A 22,511-nucleotide genomic window follows, 5' to 3' on the forward strand; every position below is an offset into this window, starting at 1 on the left:
CTTATTGCTTTATGCAAAGGTACCAGGTGCTGAAGTGCCATCCGTTGATGCTTATCACTCAAAAAATTGATTAATATCATTTTTGATAGCGCTATCTCAACATACCGGTATACACTTTTGTTTCATAATCAAATTTCACTTTGCCATTCACCTGGTGCTGCTCAAAAATCTGTTGCAGCCGGGACAACATTTCTTCATATACCGGTGAGCTGGCCGTTGGTACATAAGAAGAAGAAAGCATTCTGCCTTTTACCCCATCAAAATCAAATACCTGCTCATTATGGAATGTTTTTACCTGACCTGGAGCAGGCGCATAAAAAGCAAACAGATCAGCATCCGCTACATTACGGTGATTGATCTGCGTATAATCCGTCGCATATTGCAGCAATAATTCCTCATATGCTTTTTCAAAGGGTGATACGATCTGCCGTTCATTAAACAGCACCACCGCATAGGCTCCTGGCCTGGCAATTCTGCTCCACTCTACTTTCGTTTTAATACGGTCGAACCAGTGAAATGCCTGTCCTGCTACAATCAGGTCCGCACTCGCACTTTCCAGCGTACTGGCTTCCGCTGTTCCATTCACACTGGTAAAACCAGGATATGTTTTCAGCAATTCTTCTGCTTTTTCCCGCATTTCCTTATTCGGTTCTACCCCGCATACCTGGTAACCATTGTCGAGGAACAAACGGGAAGAAATCCCTGTACCAGACCCTATATCCGCTACCATCCCACCTGCAGGCAGGCCGGTTATTTCCTGCAGATAAGGCATTACTGCTTCAGGATAACCGGGGCGGTACTTTACATAATCCGCTACGCGGTTACTAAACCGGCCGGTGCTATTTACGTTCATATGGCAAACAAATTTGGTATAGGCAAATGTAACAATTCGTTTACTGAACAGGTCATTACTTTACAGGAATCAGCCCATAGCCTGCCGCTTGTTTCTTCAGCTGATATTTAATGGTTCGTTTGCCACCGGAAGGGGCAGCATTAGGATCATCCTTTTTGTATACCGGAAAGCTGCGCATCAGGAATTGTTTGCTCACATAAAAAGAATCATGTCCCATATAGCCTGCGGCCAGCATACTATCTTCACCAAGCTCCGGTAATCCGATACGTATGGCCTTAGCACCATCAAACGTATAGCCATACACATCCCCGTAACTACCACTGCCATCAGATACTGTAAAACAATACAATTCGGGCTTTTTATCCCCGTTCAGGTCGGCCGCAGCAATATTGATCACCCGGCCATTGATTCCTCTTTCCCGGGTAGTGTCTGATTTGGTAGTGTCTGCAGTTTGGGCATTTTGTACCCCTATCAGCAGCTCCCGTATCGTACCGTCCCCTTTCGTTGTCACGCCGAATTTATAATCCCTGAATCTTACTTCCTGCCGGAATGTAGGCCGGTCTTCCTTTGGTGCAGGAGCTCCCAGCCGGCTGGTGTCCGTTCCTGCCGTACCTCCCCCTTCCACAGCTGCGGTGGAATCTCCGCTGTTGCCCGGTTGCTTTACCGGTTGATTACAGGATAAAGCCGCAGCCAGCAGACTTGCTATTCCTAGTAAAAGATGTTGATTTTTCATGTTATCTCATTGAAAATGAATGAATAAGGCTTTCAACTATGTTTTGCATCAAGGAATATGCCACTAAAAAGGATATCGTTAAAGGTGTGGTGTAAAATTTGTGGCACTACTCATACACATTGTTCACTTTTAAATTCATGGTTTATGCTAACAAGGAAAATGTTCCCATCTCAAAATGGGTATGCACAAGCAGCTTATGATCCTAAAAACAAACCAGGGAAACAGTCAACAGGTGAAGAAATAGAAGAGGAACTGGAAGCGTATGATGATGACATGTATGACGATGATGAAGTACTGGAAGCGGAAGAAGAAGATGAAGCGGAAGAAGACGCAAAAATGTAGCTCATCAAAGCTATGGCAAAAAGATGTATGGCAGCATATCAGGATGTAAGTTGATGTACCACTGTGCCGGATATAAGACCAGAGCGACTATAACGGTCATCCGGTAGTATATCCGGCACATGGAGAGGCTTATTTATTGTTCACCATATTAACTTTTATGCTATGAAAAAGCATCTTGTATCTTTATTGATGGTAGCCGGAGCCGCAATATTCATTATTGCGCAAACGCAGGCTGGGAATGGCTATAACCGCGCCAGCCACCATGAGGTAATGCTGACACAGCAGGATGGTATTTTTTCAATGCTACAGGACACTACTCCCAAACAACGGGATACCAGTATGTGGCCTAAAAAAGATAAGAAACACAAGCCCTGGAAAGATAAACACAAAGACTCTACGCAACGTCCACAGAAGGATACCTTTTTAGTACCACCTGCTACTCCTTATTAATTAACCAGATGTTAAATTAATGTCAAAAGTTTTGTTACCTGCCCGCCAGAATGCAACAACAACGGGCAGGTAACCAACTTTTCCTTACCGCTTATCCTCATAATACTTTGACATTTTATTTTAATCTGCTACTTTTGTGACTTACATTTTTTTGTGTAAAACAAAAGCCGTATTAAAATAAGAGGCTAAGACGGTGCTCAGATAATGGTGAAACTAAGGTTGTTATCAGTCAGGAAATGTTGCTTTGTACTGCTGTTGTGCATTATACATGTAGCAATAGGCATACCCGGTTCTTCTTTTACCGGGATGCAGTTGTTTACTATGGAGAAAGGCATGCAGCGTGCGAACCATCCATTTCTGGCCAATAATGCCCCTGACAATTTCGGGCAGGACCTTCCTGATGAGCCGGAAGAAGTAACCCAGGCCAAAAACAACCGGCGCCGGCTTCGTTTTTTTAATACTGCCACCAGTTCCCAGTTTAACATCAGCCAACGCATTGTGCAGGAAATAGATAACCTGGCCTATGCTTATGCGCTCTATAAAGATGTCAATAAAACCGGAATATACCAGCAACAGGACTCTTTCCTGCCTGCGTATTACAACTTCCTCTTCCGGTTTGTCCTTTTCTGAAAAAATACGTACTCCCCTGCCCTTTAGTGAACGCACTTTCTTTAAGGTGTGGTTTTACTTATGTCTTTTCTGATAAAGAAATAATCAATTCAATATAAGGATGCCCGTATGGTATCCCTTAAAATCACGTGTAATACAATGAAACATTTATTGTGGATCAATGCCGCATTAGTCATTACTATGGCCGTTGCCGGATGCAATATTAAAGGAGAAGCGATCAATAACAACATGGACGTAGCCACTTACCCCGTTGCTGCAGTTATTTCAAAAGACACCATACTGCATAATAACTATGTAGCAGATATACAGGCAGTGCAGAATGTAGAAATCAGAGCACGGGTAAAAGGTTTTCTGGACAAGATCCATGTAGACGAAGGGCAGGAAGTAAAAAAAGGTCAGCTGCTTTTCAGCATTAATGCAGCAGAGTACAATGCAGAACTGACTAAAGCCAAGGCTTTTCTAAGCAGTACCGTAGCTGATGCAAAAGCTGCCTCCCTGGAAGTAGAACGGGTAAGGATACTGGTAGAGAAAAAAGTAATCGCCGCTACCGAACTGGAAGTAGCAGAAGCCAAACAGGTAGCAATGGATGCAAAGATAGATGAAGCCAGGTCTGCCATGGAAAACATTGCTATGCGGCTTTCGTATACCAGGATATGCGCCCCTTTTGACGGGATCATAGACCGCATTCCGCTGAAAGCAGGTAGTTTGATTGATGAAGGCTCTCTGCTTACAACCGTATCTAACACCCGGGAAATGTATGCCTACTTCAATGTATCAGAAACGGAATACCTGCAATATATCAAGTCGAACAAAGCACAGGATACACCTTCCAATCAAACGGTAAGACTGATTCTGGCAGACGGGTCCAGCTTTCCATGGCCAGGTAAAATAGAAACCATCGAAGGAGAATTTGAAGAGAATACCGGCGCTATTGCCTTCCGGGCACGTTTCCCCAATCCCGACAAATTATTAAAACATGGCGCCAGTGGTAAAGTACAACTGGATAATAACCTGGAAAATGCGTTGATCGTGCCTCAGAAAGCAGTATTTGAGATGCAGGACAAAAACTACGTGTTTGTGGTAGATGCCGCCAACAAAGTAAAGATGAAACCCATTGTTCCCAAAACGAGGTTCTCTCACTTCTACATTCTGGAATCAGGCCTGGATCAGGGCGAAAAAGTGATCTATGAAGGGGTACGTAATGTGCGGGATGGCATGCAGATCCGCCCTTTACTGGTATCTGTAGACAGTTTGATCAACGCCGTACCGCGTGCGGGTATCTAACATTTATTCATTTGCGGTGAGGTCATTTATATGATGTGTTGCCTGGAAATTATTTAAATCATGGTTGAAACTTTTATAAAACGGCCGGTGTTATCACTGGTTATTTCATTAATTATTACCCTGCTGGGTATACTGGCATTGTTTACGCTGCCTATTACCCAGTTTCCGGATATCGTGCCGCCCTCTGTTACCGTTACCGCGAAATATACCGGTGCCAACGCAGAAGTGTGTGCCAAAGCAGTAGCTACCCCACTGGAAAGAGCTATTAACGGGGTACCGGGTATGACTTATATGTCGTCCGTATCCAGTAACAACGGGATCACCTTAATACAGGTATTCTTTAATGTGGGTACTGATCCGGATCAGGCAGCAGTGAACGTACAAAACAGGGTAGCCACCATTATCGATGAGCTGCCCGAAGAAGTGATCAAGGCAGGTGTGACTACAGAAAAAGAGGTGAACAGTATGCTGCTGTATCTCAACGTCATGAGTGAGGACAGCACGATGAATGAAAAATTCATTTACAACTTTGCAGACATCAACGTGCTGCAGGAGCTGAAAAGAATTGAGGGCGTTGGTTTTGCAGAAATCATGGGCGCCAAGGAATATGCCATGCGGGTATGGTTAAAGCCTGACCGTATGCTGGCCTATACCATCTCTACCGATGATGTGATTGCCGCCATCCGTACCCAGAATGTGGAAGCCGCACCCGGCAAAACCGGGGAAAGCTCTGACCGTAACCCGCAGATGCTGCAATATGTATTACGCTATACGGGCAAATTCTTTGAACCATCCCAGTACGAAAATATTATTGTCCGCGCCAATAGTGACGGCTCGGTGCTTAAGCTGAAAGACCTGGCAGACATTGAATTTGGCGCCCTGAGCTATGGCATGGTATCTAAAACAGATGGTAAGCCCTCTGCCTCTATCATGCTGAAACAGCGCCCCGGCTCCAACGCACGGGATGTAATTGCCAATGTGAAAGATAAGATGGCTGAAATGAAGGCCACCTCCTTCCCTCCCGGCATGAGCTATAACTTCAACTACGATGTATCCCGTTTCCTGGATGCTTCCATTCAGGCCGTACTGGTTACCCTGCTGGAAGCCTTTCTGCTGGTATTTATAGTAGTGTTTATTTTCCTGCAGGATTTCCGGTCTACCCTGATCCCTGCATTAGCGGTACCTGTAGCACTGGTAGGTACGCTTTTCTTTATGCAGATGCTGGGATTCTCCATTAACCTGCTCACCCTGTTTGCCCTGGTACTCGCTATCGGTATTGTGGTAGATAATGCCATTGTGGTAGTGGAAGCCGTGCATGTGAAGATGAGTGAGGAGCATCTGCCCCCCATGGAGGCTACCATAGCTGCGATGAAGGAGATCAGCGGCGCCATTGTGGCGATTACGGTGGTAATGTCGGCCGTATTTATACCCGTAGCCTTCCTATCCGGACCGGTGGGAGTTTTTTATCGTCAGTTTTCACTTACACTTGCATTTGCCATTTTCATATCAGGTATCAACGCCCTTACGCTCACGCCTGCACTCTGTGCCATCATGTTGAAAAACACGCATGGCGTAGTTTCTAAAAAAGGGTTGCTGCAACGGTTCTTCAATGGGTTCAACAAGGGATATTCCGCTACTGAAGGGCGTTATCAGCGTTTCATCAGCAACATTGCCGGCAAAAGAGTTATTACCCTCGTGCTGCTGGCCGTATTCTTTGTTGCCACCTGGGGCGCCAGCGCCATTCTTCCATCCGGTTTTATCCCATCGGAAGATCAGGGCATGATCTATGTGAATGTAACCACCCCTGCCGGTGCAACAGTAGAGCGTACAGAACAGGTGCTCGATCAGGTGCAGCAGGCCACACTGGGCATGGATGCAGTAGAATCTGTATCTACCCTTGCCGGGTATAGCCTGGTGAATGAAGTAGCCGGCGCCTCCTATGGCATGGGGATGATCAACCTGAAAGCATGGAAAGAACGGAAGGAATCTGTAACAGATATCATGGCCATCCTGGAAGAAAAAACCAAACATATTGCCGATGCCAATATTGAATTCTTCCCACCACCTACCGTACCCGGATTTGGTAACGCCAGCGGATTTGAATTACGTGTACTGGATAAAACCGGTAGTGGGGACTTGCGGCAAACCTCCCAGGTAACCAACCAGTTCATTACAGCGTTGAAAAACAGGCAGGAAATCAGTAATGCCTTTACCAGCTTTGATCCTGATTTCCCACAATATATGATCCATGTGGATCAGGCCATGGCAGCAAAAAAAGGGGTGAACATTGAAAATGCTATGAACACGCTGCAAACATTGCTGGGTAGTTTTTATGCCTCTAACTTTATCCGCTTCGGGCAGATGTATAAGGTAATGGTACAGGCCTCCCCTGAGTACAGAACACAACCGCAGGACGTATTAAAACTGTATGTGAAAAATGACCGCGGCGAAATGGTATCGTTCTCCAACTTTGTGACACTGGAACGTGTATACGGACCGGAGCAGCTTACCCGCTACAACATGTATACCTCTGCGATGATTAATGGAGATGCCGCAGCAGGGTTCAGTAGTGGGGATGCCATTAAAGCCATTGAAGAAGTAGCAGAAAAACAGCTACCCAGAGGCTATAGCTTTGAATGGTCTGGTATGACGAGGGAACAGATCCTGTCCGGTAATCAGGCGGTGTACATCTTCATTATCTGCCTGGTGTTTGTATACCTGTTGCTGGCCGCACAATATGAAAGTTTCCTGCTGCCATTGCCGGTGATACTATCCTTGCCTGCCGGTATTTTCGGGGCATTCCTTTCGCTCAAGTTACTGGGGCTGGAAAACAACATTTATGCGCAGGTATCGCTGGTAATGCTGATTGGGTTGCTTGGTAAAAATGCTATCCTGATAGTAGAATTTGCGATACAACGGAATAAGGAAGGACATGGTATTCTGGAAGCCGCCAAGGAAGGCGCTGTATCCAGGTTACGGCCTATCCTGATGACCTCTTTTGCTTTCATAGCAGGATTGATTCCGTTGTGTATTGCTACTGGTGCAGGTGCTATGGGTAACCGTTCTATCGGAACGGCCGCCGCCGGAGGGATGCTGATAGGTACCCTGTTTGGCGTGCTGATTATACCGGGATTGTATGTATTATTTGCTCAGATGGGCAAACGCAAACAAATGCCGGCAGTAGCAAAATAAATATTCATATACTTTAAAACAGGAAAAACGTGCAATTATATAAATGGCTTCAGATAAGTGCCTGTGTGGGTCTGGCAATGGTAGCCGGCAGCTGTAAAATGCAGCAGCCGCTTACCTTGCCGGCAGCCAAAGCACTACCCGATACTTTTATTCATCCGGTGGATACTGTCAGTATAGCCAGTATGCCTTTAAAAACATTTTTCACAGATGCACCACTGCAGCAGCTGATAGATACTGCCCTCCGGAACAATTTTGATTTACAGATAGCCTTGCAGCGCATCAACACCGCGCGGGCAGCATTGGTACTTGCCAAACATGCCTGGTTGCCTTCTTTGGATATATCCGCCAGTGCAGGGGTAGATAAATATGCCGATTACACGCTGAATGGGGTGGGCAATTTTGACACCAACCTGTCGCCCAATATTGATAAAAATCAGCGTATCCCTACACCTACACCGGAGTACTTTCTGGGGCTGCGGTCATCCTGGGAAATAGATCTCTGGGGAAAGCTGAAGCAACGCAAAAAGGCCGCCTATGCCCGCCTGCTGGCCAGCGAAAAAGGCCGGCAACTGGTAACCACGCTCCTGGTAAGCCAGGTAGCAAGCATGTATTATGAGCTGGTGGCATTGGATAATGAGCTGGGGATTGTCCGTAAGAATATCACCTTACAGCAAAAAGCAGTAGAAACGGTCAACATTCAAAAAGCCGGAGGCAGGGCCACCGAACTGGCAGTGCAGCAATTCACAGCGCAACTGCTCAGCACACAAAGCATGGAGCATACTATCCGCCAGCAGATTGTACAAACAGAAAGCCAGCTGAATCGCTTACTGGGAAGGTTCCAGCAGCCTGTTGTGCGCACCAGGGATATATTTACACAACCGTTGCGGATAAATGTAAAAACAGGTATTCCCGCTGCAATGTTATTGCGCAGACCGGATATACAACAAGCTGAACTGGAACTGCTGGCAGCTAAATCTGATGTAAATGCGGCCAGAAAAGCATTCCTGCCCTCTTTCAACATTACACCTTATGCAGGACTGAATGCATTTAATGCGTCCCTGCTATTCCAGGCCCCCTCTTCTATTGCTTATGGTATCGTAGGAGGATTAACGGCACCTATCTTTAATAAACAACAGTTGAATACGCAGTATAAGCAGGCCGGAGCCGCCGCCATTGCCAGCTTTTATGAATACCAGCGAACAATTGTGAACAGTTACCAGGAAGTAGTTACCGCCCTGAACCAGGTAGAAAATCAGCAGGCCATCAACCAGCTGAAAGAAAAAGAAGTGACGGTATTACAACAAGCGGTAGCTACTTCGCAAGACCTTTACATGGCCGGATATGCCTCTTACCTGGAAATCATTACGGCCCAGAAAAGTGTATTGGAAGCCGAACTGGCATTGACCATCACCCGGAAGCAGATTTTCCAGGGAACGATAGAGCTGTATCGTGCCCTGGGAGGTGGATGGCAATAACCCCAACGCCCGTTTTATCATGTTGTCATAAATAGCTGATATTCAGCACATACTTTGTCTGATGTAAAATAAATAGCCCTGGCCGTTGTGCCGGGGTTATTTATTTTTATAAATATTCTCCTATAAAGTCTATTAATTAAATAGAGTTTATGTACTTTGTGCTCATATCGCAATGAAGTAAATGGATAAAATTATTACTACATTACCTCCGGTTGCCCCGGCGCAGCCAGAAACGCCTGTAACCACGCCCGCACTGGCCATTCCCCCTGCTGGTCCATCCAGGAAGGGGCTACGTTTACTCCTGTGGAGTATATGCCTGGCTGCTACTGCGGTTATCCTGGTAGTGTTATGGCATAGTACGCCTGTTTTCCGGCATTATGTAGCAGATATAGACGTAGAATTTTATTATTTCCTGGGAGCAGGCTTTGTGTTTGCCATGATAGATGGCGCCATAGGGATGTCTTACGGCATTACTTCCACCACTTTTTCACTTTCTATGGGTATTCCGCCCGCATCCGCCAGTGCAGCCGTGCATTTGTCAGAGATACTCAGCAATGCCATTGCAGGCTGGATGCACTTTAAAATGGGAAATGTTAACAAACGTTTATTTCAGCTGCTGTTATTTCCGGGTATAGCCGGTGCTGTCATAGGCGCTTACCTCCTGTCTTCTCTTGAGCATTACAGCCAGTATACCAAACCAGTGGTATCGCTTTATACATTGATCCTGGGCAGTATTATCTTATCCAAAGCATTTCAATCCGCCCGCAGGAAAGTGGGTAAGAAAAAGATTAAAAAGATAGGCGTATTGGGATTTGGTGGCGGCTTTATTGATGCAGTAGGTGGCGGCGGCTGGGGTTCCATTGTATTATCTTCTCTGATAGCCGGAGGCCGTAATCCACGTACCTCTCTGGGTACTGTAAAAGCAAGCCGTTTTTTTATAGCCATGCTCAGCTCTCTTACTTTCATTACGGTACTGCATACCGTACACTGGCATGCTATTGCAGGGCTTGTAATAGGCAGCGCTATCGCAGCACCCATTGCTGCCAGAGTTTCTAACCGCATTTCTGCGAAAAGTATCATGGTAGCAGTAGGTATTATTGTGATATTGGTAAGTATGAGAAGTATTTATGGGTTCCTGACTAAATTACTCTGACACAACGGTCAGAGCTCTATTTTTTCTTTCGCTTCCAGCATAGCCGGTTTATTCATTTCATAGTTTACCCGGGCGGATAATACTACTTCATCTTTTTCATTAAAGGGTAATGCAGGCAGAAATTTATCAGCGATCACCACTTTTATTTCAGCAGTTCTGTCAGTGAATAAATAAGTTTCCTTATCCAGCTTTTTCATGACATAACCTTTCACTTTGACAATAGTACCATCGGTATCCAGTTGTCTGGCGTAACGTATGGCCTCTCCTACCGTATACCATTTAGGCGCCTCACCCGGTGATTTATCCTGTGCATAACCACAGCAGGTAAACAACAACAAGGTAACTAATAGGTATAAACGCGTCATTTTGATTTTGTTTTATCTGTTAACTATCAATGGAAAAGTATCCGGTTTCCTTTATATTAAAACAATACCTGCATCTGAAATGTTCAATATGCCTGGTTATCCGTATTGCAAAGGTACGTCAAAGTATTTGAACCCGTATTGCTGCCTGATAATTCGTACATTCATAAAACAGGCTGATAGTAATTAAGCATACCAATAACTTACACTGTATGGCGCTCAGTTTCCGTTCCTTTCTCCGCAACTATGCAGGTATTTTGTTATTACTGGGAGGTATAGCCGTTGGCAGTATCCTGGGGCTTATCTTCGGTAAAGACGTAGCGGTGATCAAACCTGTAGGAGATATTTTTCTGAATCTTCTCTTTACGGCAGTGATTCCGCTGGTATTTTTTGCCATAGCTTCCGCCATTGCACAGGTAGACCGCTCCCAGCCACTGGGACGGATAATAGCCGCTATGTTTCTGGTATTCCTGGGCACTATCCTGGTTGCCGCCTTGCTGACCATCGTAGCTACCTGGATTTTTCCGATCCGGGTGCAGCTGGCAGCAGGATTAAAAGTAACGGAAACCATCAGCGAACAAAGTATAGGTGCACAGATTACCTCATTACTAAGCGTAAACGAGTTTTTTGAATTGCTGACCCGGAAAAACATGCTTCCCTTTATCATCTTTGCGGTATTGCTGGGTTTTTCCGTATTACGTGCCGGCGAAGCAGCGGCACCTTTCCGCAGGTTCCTGTATGCCGGCAACGAGGTGATGAAACAATTACTCATCCTGATCATGAAACTGGCACCCATTGGGCTGGGCGCCTACTTTGCCTACCAGGTAGGCGTAGTAGGGCCACAACTTTTTGGAGCCTATGCCAAACCATTAGGGCTCTATTATGGGCTAGGCCTGTTCTACTATCTGGCAGGGTTCAGCTGTTATGCATTTCTGGCAGGAGGTATAGCAGGCGTTAGAAAATACTGGAAGAACAATATGGTGCCTTCTCTTACCGCTGTAGGCACCTGCAGCAGCATTGCCACTATTCCTGCCAACCTGGATGCATCCCGTAAAATGGGCGTGCCGGAGCATATTGGCAATGTGGTAATCCCATTGGGCGCCTCCCTCCACAAAGATGGCTCCAGTATCTCTTCTATAATTAAAATAGCTGTTGCTTTTGCCATACTGGGCAAAGGATTTAACAGCCCAGAGGCTGTGTTGCTGGCCTTAGGCATCACTGTTATTGTAAGCATCGTAGAAGGAGGCATTCCTAACGGAGGGTATGTAGGAGAACTACTGGCCATGTCCGTATATGGATTTCCGGTAGAAGTGCTCCCTGCCCTGCTGATCATTGGCACTCTGGTAGATCCAATGGCCACTTTGCTGAATGCCACCGGCGATACGGTTGCAGCAATGCTTGTAACCAGGGTACTAAAACCTAAAAAAGGAGTGGCCACTTAAACATTCACCGCCGTACTCTTTTCCTGATAAATCAAGGCTGATTTTTCAAACGCCCTATCCAGGTCAGCCAGCAAATCCGAGGCTTCTTCCAGTCCTACCGACAGGCGGATCAGGCTATCCGCCACTCCTGCCGTACGGCGTGTTGCTGCAGGGATAGATTTATGTGTCATGCTGGCGGGATGACACAATAAACTTTTGATCCCTCCCAGGCTTTCCGCCAGTTTAAAATACCCCGTGCTGGTTACAAAGGCAGTAGCCGCTTCTTCCGTATCAGTTTTCAATGTAAAAGAGACAATGCCTCCGAATCCTTTGGCCTGCCTGGCCGCCAATGCATGCCCGGGATGGGAAGGTAAGCCGGGATAATACACCCTTTCTACTGCCGGATGTTTTTCCAGGTATTCAGCAATTATCTGTGCATTCGCGCAATGTTGCTTTACACGCAAATGCACTGTTTCAATACCCCTGATCAGCAGGAAACTGTCAAATGGCGAAAGAATAGCCCCGCATGCATTCTGATAAAACCGGATCTCGTTTCCCAGTTCCTGTGTTTGGGTAATCACCAACCCTGCAATCAGGTCGCTATGCCCACCCAGATATTTGGTGGCACTATGTATTACAATATCTGCTCCTAACGCCAATGGCTGTTGTAATACCGGAGAGGCAAAAGTATTATCTACACAAAATAAACATCGGTTGGCTTTTGCGATTTTTGCAATAGCGGCGATATCCGATATTTTCAGGGTGGGGTTCGTAGGTGTTTCCAGCCATATCAGTTTGGTAGCAGGTGTGATAGCATTGAATACTGCTTGTGTATCTGCTGTATCTACATAATGCACCTTGATGCCGAACTTTTCATATACTTTATTGAATAGGCGGAACGCGCCCCCATAGATATCATCTACTGCTACTATTTCATCTCCATATTTTAGCAGTTTAAGCACAGCGTCAATCGCAGCAAGACCACTGGAAAAGGCGGTACCAACTGCCCCTCCTTCCAGTTGTGCTATGATTTTTTCCAGCGCTGCCCGGGTAGGGTTATTACTTCTGGCATAGTCATATCCTTTATTGATCCCTGGTGCTTCCTGCACAAAAGTGGAAGTTTGATAAATAGGTACGGCAATAGCACCTGTTTGCGGATCTACAGGGATAGCATGGATTAATTCAGTAATTGTACTCATCGGTTGTGTTTTTTAGTTTGATGATAAAATTGATTAAACAGTGTGTGGTGTTGCTTATCAGGAAAGAAGTACGGGAGGAGGAAGATGAGCGGAAAGCGGGTCTTTACAAGTCATACCAACCTTAAGGCATTGGTATAAAACCAAAAAACTCACCTGGCAGCCAGATGAGTTTTCTCTATTTTGAATAATGTAAAGTAAACCTGAATACTGACTTATCTTTCCTCCTTTCAGGAGGATGGATGAAGCACCTGTCTGCAGTAGTGTACTGTAGATGGTTGCTAAGACGTCATCGGGCCATTTCCCTCAGTCTTTCTTGATAAGAAACTTTTAAAGAACTGGAGCAAAGGTAAATCAAGAATTTTCAATTTTCCAACAATTGCTTCCTATTTTTTTTGTCCGCTACTTAATGTGGTGGTTGGTGGAGCGCCTCCAAAGTAAGCTGGATCCCCTTTTCATAAGAGCAGGGCACGTAATTGAAGTGTTGAGCAAACTTAGTTGCGTCAAAGATGTAAGGATAATTATTCTGATACAGCATCTCACGTATTTCATTAATCGTGTTATCAAACCATCCTGCCATCCTCATCATCATTCCTCCCATTACCATATATCGTGGTTTTACGTTTAGTTGTGCCGCGATCATATTAATGTATGCTTTTCCGGTAGGTGCCGGATTAGTAGTAGGCAGGTGCCATACCTGGTTGTCGGTATTCTTGTTTTCGGCCAGGAGGAATAATCCTTTACCGGCGTCTGGGGTAAAAGTAAAACTGTGGGTAACCTGGTCGTTGCCCAACCACATAGCGCGGCTACCTTTCGCCAGTTTATCAATAACGAGCATATTCAGGATGCCGGTAGAGGAAGCCCCCGGGCCATAAAAATCTGCTGATCTGGCAATGCTCGCCCGGATATTGCCAGCTTTCACCTCTTCCATCAGCTTGCTGGCGATACGTGCCCGTATCTCTCCTTTTTTGCTACTGGGATGGTAAGGAGTATCCTCCGTCATTTTCCCATTGACTAATCCATACATATATACATTGTCAAAAAAGATCAGCCTGGCTTGGGCTGCCTTGCAGGCATTGATAACATTGTCCATGATCTTGGGCCATGCCACGCCCCATACTTTATGGTCATAAGTTAATCCGGCGCATAAAAAAACCACCGTAGCTCCTTTTACCGCCGCCAGGGTTTGTGCATAATCGGTGAGATCCGCAGGCACCAACTCAGCAACCCCGGCTGTAGTTTGTGGGTTACGTCCTACCAGCCGGACCCGCTTACTGTGTGCCAGCAACTCTTTGGTTAATTCCTTTGCGATAATACCACCGGCCCCTAAAATGGTATATAATGGCGTAGCCTGATCATTGGTAAATGGCATATTCATCTGATTTATGGTTTAAGAGGAAGACGAATGAGAATATAAAATATTTTAAATTTTCCCGGTATATTTATTCTATTGTTATCCTTCACTTAAAGCAATGTCAATCTGATACATTCACATAAACATTTATTACATTATATATGCAAAAATAATGTATATCGTATTTATTATTAAAAGGCTGTAATGCTTCTATGGCATTGAGATATCCATACTAATAAAAAACAAAAAATGCTTTAGCTTTGCTTCGCATTGGCAATAACCCTGATCATGCTTACCATCAAATAACAAGGCCCGGTTTTATGTATATAAATTATGAAAAGAAAGTCTTTTACCGCTTTGCCATTTTAATACTGATGGTAATTATACTGGTATCACTTTTCATGATTGCCTTTTTCCGGAAGAAAAATACGCAGCAGCTGACGCTGGTAGTAAAGGATCTGGTAGCCACCAAAGTAGATATCAGTCATATTGATGAAGCGATTCAGTCATTGTATGCAGCAGACAATAACTTTCGTTTTTATACCCTTACCTACGATAATAGTTATTTCCGCAAATATACAGCAGCTATTCAGCATGTAGCTGAAAACCTGGAAGCAATAGAGAATGAGGATTCTACTGAAGCACATCTGCAGGGATTGCTGGGCGAAAAAGAAGCAAAAGCCAGGCTGTTTATCCGGAGCAAATCATTTATAGATTCCCTGCTCAACATTTCCCAGGAATGGGATACTACTGCGCAGGCACCGATAAAAATTGCGGTAGCCCCCCCGGCATTTGTACAGCGGGAAAAAGTGGATACCGTTATTGAAGAATCTGCAGAGATTGTAAAGGGAAAGCGTAAGCTGTTTGGCAGGCTCAGGGATGCTATTACCAACAAAGTTGAGGTGCAGCAAAAGAAACAGGCGGTTACCACTATTAAGCGTGCGGTAGACAGCAGCCGGGCTTCCAAAGCTTATAATGATGCCCAGCTTAAGAAAGTGCAGGAATATTACAGTAATTTTATCAAGAGTGCACAGGCCAATCACAGGAACCTCAATCGCAAGGAATATGAACTGGTAGTAGCTAACGAACGGCTGTTCAACGAGTTACAGCATTTATTACTGGATTTAAAGCTCAGTGTGCTTGCTGCAACGGATAAAAGACGGCTGCTTTTGAGTAAGGATATTGATCAAACGCTGTATAAAATTGATAAAGGTGCCATTTGGGAAATATCTTTTATATTTTTACTGTCAGTAATCATCATTTTTAACATCTGGCGGTTATACAGATATGATCTGGCCATGTTGAAAGCTAAAAAATCGGCCGAGAGATTTGCTTTGCTGAAAACTGAATTTGTTGCTACGATGAGCCATGAAATCAGGACCCCGCTTAATTCGCTACTCGGCTATACAGAACAGCTTGGAAGAAGTAAACTCAATGAAAATCAACGAGAATCAGTAGAAGCAATAAAGCTTTCGTCAGATATGCTGCTATCCGTCATTAATAACATCCTTGACCTTACAAAAATGGAAACTGATAAAACCATTTTAAACTTGTCTGAGTTCGCCCCAAAACAGACTATTGAAGAGGTAGCCAAAAGCCTGCATGTATTAGCACATGACAAGGGGCTGAAACTGAATACCAACATCTACTTTCCGGCTAATACCCGGCTATTGGGAGATGAATTCCGCTTAAAACAGGTCATCACTAATCTTGTAAGTAATGCGGTCAAATTTACTACACACGGTAGTGTTACCGTCAATGCATCACTGTACCCGGATAAAGAAGGCCAATCCCTGCTTAAAGTTTCAGTAACAGATACCGGCATAGGTATTAATTCTGAAGACCTGTCCAGAATATTTGAAGAATTTATCCAGGGCGGGAATGCCAATCCCCGCAAGCAGGAAGGCAGCGGCCTGGGGCTCCATATCACTAAAAAGATCATAGATCTCCATAACGGAAAAATACAGGCAACCAGCACGGTAGGTAAAGGATCTGTTTTTAGCTTTGAAATTCCCTACAAAACAATCATTCCAACTATTACTCCTGTAAAAAAGACTTCTACAGATGCACAGGAACCGGTTCGTGTACCAGGCAAGGTACCTAATGGACTCAAATTACTGGTGGTAGACGATAGTATCCTGAACAGAAAACTACTGGCCCTGCTGCTCGACAGGATCAATGCCGATTATGTAATTGTTGGCAGTGGTGAAGAGGCTTTTGAATTGTACCAGCAACATCATTATGATATGGTGCTCACTGACATCGATATGCCAGGCATGGATGGTATTGCCCTGACAGAGACAATCAGGGGGATGAACGATAAAAACAAAGCAGGTGTTATCATTGTTGCTATCACCGGCAATGTATTACAGGAAGATCTGGACTTTTACCTGAAAGCGGGATTGAATGACTATATTCTAAAACCTTACCGGGAAGAAGATATCCTGGAAAAGATCAACATACATATTCAAAAGTCGCCTACCCCGGTGCTAAAGTAATCCACAACCAGCATCCCCCTCCTCCTCTATATCCGGTCACTATATGTCCGGAAAGCATATCTATGGCCTGTCAGCAGCATTTCTTCCAGGTGGTAAACACCCGCACTTTTCCTACTGATAAAAATATTTTTACACAAATACCCTACTTAATTAGTGGACTAATAAAAATTCCCCTTATCTTTACACTGTAAATCGTAAAAATCATTCCCAACCACCAGACGTATGCCAGCAGCAAACGTCCTAAAAAACTGAATATGTTCATTATCAACAACAGATATGCGGATTTTCTGGAGGCACCGTTGCCCGAACGTTTCCCCAAGAAATTAAGAAGTATTACAAAGATTAATCCCGCAAAACAGGGCGATACCGCTCCGTTATTCTCCATTCACAGCAGCCAGCACATCGTAAATGGAGGCCTGCTGGAAGATATTGCCGGCATTACCTCCATACAAACTTTACTAACGCGCCCGCTGGTGATTGCATTTTATTCTGTACACTGGAATGGCTACGGCCAGCGTCTGTTAGCCGCGTTACAGGATTTACAGGAAGATATCAAAGTAATGGGTGGACAATTATTGCTACTATCAGCAGAAGACAAGGCCTATTTGCAATACCAGGTAACACAGCAGTCGCTCACATTACCCATCGCACATGACACGCACAATAAAATTGCCAAGAAATTTGGTATTTATGCTGAATCTGATCCTATCTGGGACAGGATTTCCGGTATTAATGCAGACGTACCTATTCCTGCTGTTTATGTGGTATCTCCATTAGAAAAGATCACCTATGATTTTGTAGATCCCTATTTTGAGAAGACATTACCTGCAAGAGAATTACTCACTGCAGTATACAATACCACCGGAGAATATACCTATAGAAAGGCACAGTAAAATCCCTGTTGTTATTTGATATAAGGCAGGAAATTGCGCCGGAACTCCAGGGCAGTATTTCCCTTGATGATATCCATCAGCGCGTCATTTAATTCTTTCAGGCTATTAGGCTTGGTGAGAAATCCGGCAGCCCCCAGCTCCCTAGTTTCGCGCTGATCCAGTTCATGAGAAGAAGTGGTGTATATCACCACCGGAATATGTTTCAGGTGGTCCATTTTTTGTACCTCCGCGAGGAATTGTTTTCCATTGATACGGGGCATATTCAGATCGAGGAAAATAATATCCGGCAGCACGTCTGCCTCCAGTTTTAATAATGCATCTTCCCCATTAATCGCTTCGTTATAGATGATACCGGGGGCAATTTCCTGCAGTACCTCTCCAAATATCATACGATCATCCACATCGTCGTCTATTAAAAGCACTGAGCTATATTTATTGCTATTCTGCATATCAATTTTAATATTTGCAAATCTATGATTTTGCGGCTACTTTAAGAAGTGCTATTCGCTAATTTAAGACGCATTTACAATATGTATTTTAACATTAATATTATAAACCAGTTTTAAATTATTTAAATTACAAATATTTACAACGCGGCACGCCAGTTGTTATATTTGCACACTGCATCACTATTAATCCGGCACATGAACAGGTATTTTACTCAACTTCCACTACAGAGGAAATTAATGCTGATTGCCATTATTCCATTGGTCTGTCTTGTTTTTTTCGGCATACAGATATTTGACCGGCAAAGTCAGGAAATTACCACGATCAACAAACTACTGCTGCAGATTGAAAAATCCACTGCCATTATGCAACTGGCTGATGAACTCCATATGGAGCGCAGGGCCAGTGTAAACTACCTGCTGGCAGGTAATACGGATATTACGCAGGAACGTGCCAGGACAGATGCCGCAATAGCAGCCTTAAAATCCAAAGTGCTGATAGATGATGTTAACTTCTTCAAATATGCGCTTTTAGACAACCTGGCTAAAAAGCGGCAGGATGTCAATAACAAAACCATTTCCCAAAGAGATGTCATAGATTATTATTCCCAGCTTATTCTACGGCTCAATGCTTTAAGCATGCCCCCTACCCCTGATATTCATGTACTCAAAACACTGAAGCAGGATATGAACGGGCAAAACCTGCTTGCACAAATGGCCACTTACCTGGGAATGATGCGTATGGATTATTACTACCTGTTGCTTCGCAAGGAAGCATTCATGGAAGACTTCAGCAGGCTGGAAAACAATTACGACATATACCAGGCGTTAATGGTAGAATTTAATGATAAAGCTACCCCGGCAGCTATCGCCGCTTTCAAAAAAGTACAGGAGGGAGAAGATTTCAGTACTACCATTAACTTTATCAGCAAAGCCATTCAATCCGGAAAAATTGACACCTCCCTCCCGCCGGATAACTGGTGGGATATATCTGCCCAGGGAGTGGACCAGCTAAAAACTGTACAAAGGCAGCTGATAGAAAAAGTGAATAAGGATGCCGGCGTTATTTACACGAAGGAAAATGATTTAAAGACCCAATATTTCGTATTCCTGGTGCTGATTGTAGCCGCTGTCATTTTTATTGTTTTTTACACTATTGGCAATATTACCGATAGCCTGGCCCTACTTAGAACTGCCGCCCTCAAGATTGCTGGTGGTGCTACAGACATACAAGTAGATATTCATTCCAAAGACGCCATTGGCAGCCTTGCCAGGTCTTTCTCGGAGATCAACCATAACAATAAAATACTGGCAGATGCGGCCGAATCTATAGGTAAGGGAAATTTTAATATTGATGTACGGCCGCGCAGTGAACAGGATATGCTGGGCAATGCTGTTGTACAGATGAGGGATGATCTCAAAACCCTTCGTACCAACCATGAAAATAAAATATGGATCCAAACCGGGATTACGCAGATGAGTGAAACCCTGCTTGGTGATAAAGATCTTGCTGATTTAAGCCATACCGCCCTGGAAGATTTTGTACGCTATACCAATGCACAGGTTGGTGTCATGTATATCAAAAACCAGGAAATCCTACAATATGCTGCCGGATATGCGCTTTCCGGTAAATATCCTGCTCCGGACACTATCCCTGTAGGGCAAACGCTGTTGGGCCAGGCGGTGCTGGAGCGAAAGCCGCTCTATCTGAAAGATATTCCGGGTGACTTCCTTTATATTACCAGCAGTGCAGGTCAGACAGTTCCGGCAAATGTGATTATTATCCCTTTATTACATGCAGGTATTGTAGAAGGGGTGATAGAGATTGGGGCCTTTCATCCTTTCCGGGAAGGTATCCTCGATTTTGCGCAACAGGTAGGCAGCAATATTGCAGTAGCGCTGCAATCTACCAAAAGCAGAGTGAAGCTGCAGGAGCTACTGGAAGAAACACAGGCACAGGCAGAGGAACTACAAACACAGCACAGCGAACTGGAAAGCCTTAATGTAGAACTGGAAGCGCAAACCCAAAAGCTGCAGGTATCAGAAGAAGAACTGAAAGTCCAGCAGGAAGAACTCATGCAGTCCAATACCGAACTGGAAGAAAGAAGCCGTTTGCTGGAAGAGAAGAACCAGGTAATTGTAGAACGTAACCTTGACATCCAGCGGAAAGCGGAAGAGCTGGCACTTAGCACCCGCTATAAATCAGAATTTCTGGCCAACATGTCTCATGAACTGCGTACGCCACTTAATTCTATCTTACTTCTTTCCCGCTTATTATCAGAAAACCATGAAAAGAATTTATCTGCAGATCAGATTGAGTACTCCCAGGTGATCCAAAGCTCCGGGAAAGGGTTGCTTACGCTGATTGATGAAATACTGGACCTGTCCAAAATAGAATCAGGAAAAATGGAACTGGAATATATGCCAGTAACCTTATCCGCTGTAGTATCCAATATGCAGGCCTTGTTTGAGCCTATTGCCAAAGAAAAAGGGCTGGCACTGCAGGTACAGCTCTCACCTATGCTGCCCTTGAATATAGAAACTGATCAGACCAGGCTGGAACAGGTACTAAAAAACCTGTTATCCAATGCCTTGAAGTTCACCGCCAGAGGAGCAGTAACCCTACAGGTAACCGCAGGCACAAGCTCTCAAACCATTCAGTTTATCGTAAAGGATACAGGAATTGGTATTGCAGCAGAAAAACAGCAGGTCATATTCGAAGCCTTCCAGCAGGCAGATGGTTCTACCCGCAGAAAATACGGAGGCACTGGTCTTGGTTTATCCATCAGCAGAGAGCTGGTGAAATTGCTGGGTGGGCAAATTCAACTGAACAGCGAGCCTGGCAGTGGTAGTGAATTTGTTGTTACAATTCCAATAGCAGCGAGAAAAGCCGCGCCGCCGGAACCGGTCACTGCTCCTGAACCTATCACGATACCGCCGGCATCAATGGAGCAAAGCCCCCCTGCGGCCTCATCTGCTACCCGCTACCTTGCTACAGTAATACCTGATGAAATAGCAGATGACCGTGGATTTATCAGCAAGGAAGATGCGGTTATTTTAATTGTGGAAGATGATACCTACTTTGCCAAAGCCCTGCTGGATTTTACCCGGGCACGCGGATATAAGGGAGTAATAACAGTACGGGGCGATCAGGCACTGGACCTTGCAAAACAATATAAACCCAGGGGCATCTTACTCGATATTATGCTGCCGGTAAAAGATGGCTGGCAGGTGATGGAAGAATTAAAAAATGATCCGCATACCAAGCCCATTCCTGTACATATTATGTCGTCCATGGAAATGAAAAAGGAAAGCCTGCTGAAAGGTGCGGTAGACTTTATCAATAAACCCGTGGCGATTGAAAATATGCAGCTGATCTTTGAAAAGCTGGAGTTTGTACTGAATAAATCATCCAAAAAAGTACTGATAGTAGAAGAAAATGCCAAACATGCAAAAGCGCTCTCCTACTTTCTCGGCACTTACCAGGTAAATTCAGAGATCAGCAATAATGTGGAAGAAGGTGTTTCGCTCCTGCAACAAAATGATGTGGATTGTGTAATCCTGGATATGGGCATCCCCGATCAGCAGGCTTATGAAACGCTGGAAGCAGTGAAGAAGATCCAGGGATTAGAGCAACTGCCTATCATCATCTTTACCGGCAAAAGCCTATCGAAAGCAGAAGAGCAAAAAATCAAGCAATACGCAGATTCTATTGTGGTCAAAACAGCGCATTCCTATCAGCGCATTCTGGATGAGGTATCTTTATTCCTGCACCTGGTAGAAGAACGTCATCAGCCGGCCTATACCACTAATGGTAAAATGTCTATACTGAATGAAGTGCTCAGGGATAAAACAGTACTGGTAGCTGATGATGATGTGCGGAACATCTTTTCGCTTACCAAATCACTGGAAGCGCATCAGATGAAAGTCGTTTCAGCAGTTGATGGCAAAGAAGCCCTTCAGCAGCTGAAAGACCAACCCAATGTAGATATCGTGCTGATGGATATGATGATGCCAGAAATGGATGGTTATGAAACCATCGCGCAAATCAGACAGCAAGCCGGGTATAAGGCATTACCGGTTATTGCCGTTACAGCCAAAGCCATGATGGGCGACCGGGAAAAATGTATACAGGCAGGCGCCTCTGATTATATATCCAAGCCGGTAGATGTGGATCAGCTATTATCCCTGTTACGTGTTTGGCTATACGACCGGGCTACAAAATAGTG

17 protein-coding genes and 1 riboswitch are annotated in these 22,511 nt (G+C 44.7%); of the genes, 11 read left to right on the forward strand and 6 right to left on the reverse strand.

What is annotated here, in order from left to right; genetic code table 11:
• Positions 1 to 91: 91 nt before the first annotated feature.
• Positions 92 to 853 (reverse strand): class I SAM-dependent methyltransferase, encoded by a 762-nt coding sequence (locus ABR189_RS09850; protein WP_354660307.1) that lies wholly within the window; start codon positions 851 to 853, stop codon positions 92 to 94.
• A gap of 55 nt (positions 854 to 908) precedes the next feature.
• Positions 909 to 1,586 carry a hypothetical protein gene (locus ABR189_RS09855; protein WP_354660308.1) on the reverse strand — a complete coding sequence of 226 codons (678 nt, stop codon included), beginning with the start codon at positions 1,584 to 1,586 and terminating at the stop codon, positions 909 to 911.
• A gap of 144 nt (positions 1,587 to 1,730) precedes the next feature.
• Here ABR189_RS09855 and ABR189_RS09860 point away from each other — a divergent pair, with 144 nt between their 5' ends.
• From ABR189_RS09860 to ABR189_RS09890, 7 genes are all read left to right on the forward strand, one after another.
• Positions 1,731 to 1,928 (forward strand): hypothetical protein, encoded by a 198-nt coding sequence (locus ABR189_RS09860; RefSeq protein WP_354660309.1) that lies wholly within the window; start codon positions 1,731 to 1,733, stop codon positions 1,926 to 1,928.
• Between the two features lie 162 nt (positions 1,929 to 2,090).
• Positions 2,091 to 2,378, forward strand: coding sequence for a hypothetical protein (locus tag ABR189_RS09865; protein WP_354660310.1), 288 nt, complete (start codon positions 2,091 to 2,093; stop codon positions 2,376 to 2,378).
• A 204-nt stretch (positions 2,379 to 2,582) separates the two neighbouring features.
• Complete coding sequence (locus ABR189_RS09870) at positions 2,583 to 3,008, forward strand: hypothetical protein (protein WP_354660311.1); 426 nt, start codon at positions 2,583 to 2,585, stop codon at positions 3,006 to 3,008.
• 138 nt (positions 3,009 to 3,146) lie between these two features.
• Positions 3,147 to 4,292, forward strand: a complete 1,146-nt coding sequence (locus ABR189_RS09875) for an efflux RND transporter periplasmic adaptor subunit (protein ID WP_354660312.1) — start codon at positions 3,147 to 3,149, stop codon at positions 4,290 to 4,292.
• 60 nt (positions 4,293 to 4,352) lie between these two features.
• Positions 4,353 to 7,484: an efflux RND transporter permease subunit gene (locus tag ABR189_RS09880; RefSeq protein ID WP_354660313.1), complete on the forward strand. Its 3,132-nt coding sequence runs from the start codon at positions 4,353 to 4,355 to the stop codon at positions 7,482 to 7,484.
• Between the two features lie 29 nt (positions 7,485 to 7,513).
• A complete protein-coding gene (locus tag ABR189_RS09885) occupies positions 7,514 to 8,959 on the forward strand; it encodes a TolC family protein (RefSeq protein ID WP_354660314.1) in 1,446 nt (481 codons plus the stop codon).
• A gap of 181 nt (positions 8,960 to 9,140) precedes the next feature.
• Positions 9,141 to 10,112 carry a sulfite exporter TauE/SafE family protein gene (locus tag ABR189_RS09890; protein ID WP_354660315.1) on the forward strand — a complete coding sequence of 324 codons (972 nt, stop codon included), beginning with the start codon at positions 9,141 to 9,143 and terminating at the stop codon, positions 10,110 to 10,112.
• A gap of 8 nt (positions 10,113 to 10,120) precedes the next feature.
• On the opposite strand, the gene ABR189_RS09895 is transcribed toward ABR189_RS09890, so the two are convergent.
• Positions 10,121 to 10,477 carry a NirD/YgiW/YdeI family stress tolerance protein gene (locus ABR189_RS09895; protein ID WP_354660316.1) on the reverse strand — a complete coding sequence of 119 codons (357 nt, stop codon included), beginning with the start codon at positions 10,475 to 10,477 and terminating at the stop codon, positions 10,121 to 10,123.
• A 209-nt stretch (positions 10,478 to 10,686) separates the two neighbouring features.
• On the opposite strand from ABR189_RS09895, the gene ABR189_RS09900 reads away from it, so the two are divergent.
• Positions 10,687 to 11,916 (forward strand): dicarboxylate/amino acid:cation symporter, encoded by a 1,230-nt coding sequence (locus ABR189_RS09900; protein ID WP_354660317.1) that lies wholly within the window; start codon positions 10,687 to 10,689, stop codon positions 11,914 to 11,916.
• Here ABR189_RS09900 and ABR189_RS09905 read toward each other — a convergent pair.
• Together ABR189_RS09905 and ABR189_RS09910 are read right to left on the reverse strand one after the other, a co-directional pair.
• Entirely contained in the window at positions 11,913 to 13,094 is a 1,182-nt protein-coding gene (locus ABR189_RS09905; RefSeq protein WP_354660318.1) for a trans-sulfuration enzyme family protein, read from the reverse strand. The two genes, ABR189_RS09900 and ABR189_RS09905, sit on opposite strands and share 4 nt — an antisense overlap.
• Before the next feature lie 209 nt (positions 13,095 to 13,303).
• A riboswitch (SAM riboswitch) is annotated at positions 13,304 to 13,417 on the reverse strand.
• 80 nt (positions 13,418 to 13,497) lie between these two features.
• Positions 13,498 to 14,469 (reverse strand): NAD-dependent epimerase/dehydratase family protein, encoded by a 972-nt coding sequence (locus ABR189_RS09910; RefSeq protein WP_354660319.1) that lies wholly within the window; start codon positions 14,467 to 14,469, stop codon positions 13,498 to 13,500.
• Positions 14,470 to 14,765: 296 nt separating this feature from the next.
• On the opposite strand from ABR189_RS09910, the gene ABR189_RS09915 reads away from it, so the two are divergent.
• The gene (locus ABR189_RS09915) at positions 14,766 to 16,943 is read left to right on the forward strand and encodes a hybrid sensor histidine kinase/response regulator (RefSeq protein WP_354660320.1); all 2,178 of its coding nucleotides are present in this window, start codon (positions 14,766 to 14,768) and stop codon (positions 16,941 to 16,943) included.
• 254 nt (positions 16,944 to 17,197) lie between these two features.
• Positions 17,198 to 17,836 (forward strand): redoxin domain-containing protein, encoded by a 639-nt coding sequence (locus ABR189_RS09920; RefSeq protein WP_354660321.1) that lies wholly within the window; start codon positions 17,198 to 17,200, stop codon positions 17,834 to 17,836.
• An 11-nt stretch (positions 17,837 to 17,847) separates the two neighbouring features.
• On the opposite strand, the gene ABR189_RS09925 is transcribed toward ABR189_RS09920, so the two are convergent.
• Positions 17,848 to 18,285 carry a response regulator gene (locus ABR189_RS09925; RefSeq protein ID WP_354660322.1) on the reverse strand — a complete coding sequence of 146 codons (438 nt, stop codon included), beginning with the start codon at positions 18,283 to 18,285 and terminating at the stop codon, positions 17,848 to 17,850.
• Between the two features lie 237 nt (positions 18,286 to 18,522).
• Between ABR189_RS09925 and ABR189_RS09930 the strand changes: the two genes are divergently transcribed.
• Entirely contained in the window at positions 18,523 to 22,509 is a 3,987-nt protein-coding gene (locus tag ABR189_RS09930; protein ID WP_354660323.1) for a response regulator, read from the forward strand.
• Positions 22,510 to 22,511 lie beyond the last annotated feature (2 nt).

The organism is Chitinophaga sp. H8 (genome assembly GCF_040567655.1).
Lineage (GTDB): Bacteria > Bacteroidota > Bacteroidia > Chitinophagales > Chitinophagaceae > Chitinophaga > Chitinophaga defluvii.

Bases quoted from the DNA above. Each gene is read 5' to 3' on its own strand.
- ABR189_RS09850 (WP_354660307.1), bottom strand. From the start codon at position 853: ATGAACGTAAATAGCACCGGCCGGTTTAGTAACCGCGTAGCGGATTAT.
- ABR189_RS09855 (WP_354660308.1), bottom strand. From the start codon at position 1,586: ATGAAAAATCAACATCTTTTACTAGGAATAGCAAGTCTGCTGGCTGCG.
- ABR189_RS09860 (WP_354660309.1), top strand. From the start codon at position 1,731: ATGCTAACAAGGAAAATGTTCCCATCTCAAAATGGGTATGCACAAGCA.
- ABR189_RS09865 (WP_354660310.1), top strand. From the start codon at position 2,091: ATGAAAAAGCATCTTGTATCTTTATTGATGGTAGCCGGAGCCGCAATA.
- ABR189_RS09870 (WP_354660311.1), top strand. From the start codon at position 2,583: ATGGTGAAACTAAGGTTGTTATCAGTCAGGAAATGTTGCTTTGTACTG.
- ABR189_RS09875 (WP_354660312.1), top strand. From the start codon at position 3,147: ATGAAACATTTATTGTGGATCAATGCCGCATTAGTCATTACTATGGCC.
- ABR189_RS09880 (WP_354660313.1), top strand. From the start codon at position 4,353: ATGGTTGAAACTTTTATAAAACGGCCGGTGTTATCACTGGTTATTTCA.
- ABR189_RS09890 (WP_354660315.1), top strand. From the start codon at position 9,141: ATGGATAAAATTATTACTACATTACCTCCGGTTGCCCCGGCGCAGCCA.
- ABR189_RS09895 (WP_354660316.1), bottom strand. From the start codon at position 10,477: ATGACGCGTTTATACCTATTAGTTACCTTGTTGTTGTTTACCTGCTGT.
- ABR189_RS09900 (WP_354660317.1), top strand. From the start codon at position 10,687: ATGGCGCTCAGTTTCCGTTCCTTTCTCCGCAACTATGCAGGTATTTTG.
- ABR189_RS09905 (WP_354660318.1), bottom strand. From the start codon at position 13,094: ATGAGTACAATTACTGAATTAATCCATGCTATCCCTGTAGATCCGCAA.
- ABR189_RS09910 (WP_354660319.1), bottom strand. From the start codon at position 14,469: ATGAATATGCCATTTACCAATGATCAGGCTACGCCATTATATACCATT.
- ABR189_RS09915 (WP_354660320.1), top strand. From the start codon at position 14,766: ATGTATATAAATTATGAAAAGAAAGTCTTTTACCGCTTTGCCATTTTA.
- ABR189_RS09920 (WP_354660321.1), top strand. From the start codon at position 17,198: ATGTTCATTATCAACAACAGATATGCGGATTTTCTGGAGGCACCGTTG.
- ABR189_RS09925 (WP_354660322.1), bottom strand. From the start codon at position 18,285: ATGCAGAATAGCAATAAATATAGCTCAGTGCTTTTAATAGACGACGAT.
- ABR189_RS09930 (WP_354660323.1), top strand. From the start codon at position 18,523: ATGCTGATTGCCATTATTCCATTGGTCTGTCTTGTTTTTTTCGGCATA.